Origin of the sequence: Rhodoplanes sp. SY1 (assembly GCF_046000175.1) — a bacterium.
Classification (GTDB): Bacteria; Pseudomonadota; Alphaproteobacteria; order Rhizobiales; family Xanthobacteraceae; genus Rhodoplanes.
This window is the reverse complement of the sequence record NZ_JBEOMB010000476.1, coordinates 1-865: the sequence shown is the minus strand read 5'-3', so window position 1 is coordinate 865 and position 865 is coordinate 1. Positions and strand designations below refer to the sequence as shown.

The 865-nt window shown below is 73.2% G+C and carries 2 pseudogenes; both read left to right on the top strand.

Features of this window, described 5'->3' with window-relative positions:
* Positions 1–24: 24 nt before the first annotated feature.
* Positions 25–345 (top strand): annotated as a pseudogene (locus tag ABTU92_RS30450) (DnaA N-terminal domain-containing protein); the annotation flags it as partial.
* Positions 308–595: pseudogene (locus ABTU92_RS30445) on the top strand (tRNA (cytidine(34)-2'-O)-methyltransferase); the annotation flags it as partial. The pseudogenes ABTU92_RS30450 and ABTU92_RS30445, both read left to right, overlap by 38 nt.
* Positions 596–865 lie beyond the last annotated feature (270 nt).

Genomic DNA, 865 nt, shown 5'->3' with positions numbered 1-865 from the left:
GGCGGAATGCGTGAGGCCATGATCATGACGAACAACCACCAGGAACGTTGGACGCGGGTGAAGGGTCGCCTGCGGGCCGAGGTCGGCGAGGACATCTTCTCGAGCTGGTTCGCCCGCATGGAGCTCGAGAGCGTCGACAGCGAGACGGTGCGGCTGTCGGTGCCGACCCGATTCCTGAAGAGCTGGATCCAGTCCCATTACGCCGAGCGGGTGCTGGCCTGCTGGCAAGGCGAGGAGCCGCTCGTCCGCCGCATCGACCTGTCGGTGCGCTCGGCGATGATGCGTCCGGCCGCGACCGCGGCGGCACGGCCGGCGGCTCGTGCTGCTCACCACCAAGGCGGCGACGCCCTACACGGCGCATGCCTTCGCGGCCGGCGACGTGCTGCTGCTCGGACGCGAGACCGGCGGCGTGCCGGACCGGGTGCATGCCGCGGCCGACGTCCGGGTCACCGTTCCGATGCGGCCGGGGCTGCGCTCCCTCAACGTCGCCATGGCCTGCGCCATGGTGGTGGGCGAGGCGCTGCGGCAGACCGGCGGCTTGGCCCCGGCCCTCGCCGCGGCGGAGCCGCTTTCCTCGGTGCCGGCCGCGCTCTAGTCTTCCGCGGTTAGCCGCGGCTGACCGCGTCGCCCCGACGCTCTCGAACGACGACGCTCTCGACCGACGCATCGCCGGTCGTTCGCGACGCCCCCGCCCCGCCGGCCGCGACGCCGGCGCGCCAGTCCGCCCGCGCTCCGCATCATATACCAAACCCCGGATATGATCACATGACCACCCCCGCCACCCCGCTCACCACCGCCACGGCGCCCGGCCCGGTCTCCTCGCCGCTGCCGGAGCCGGCCGTGCTCGACACCCGCAAGGCCGAGG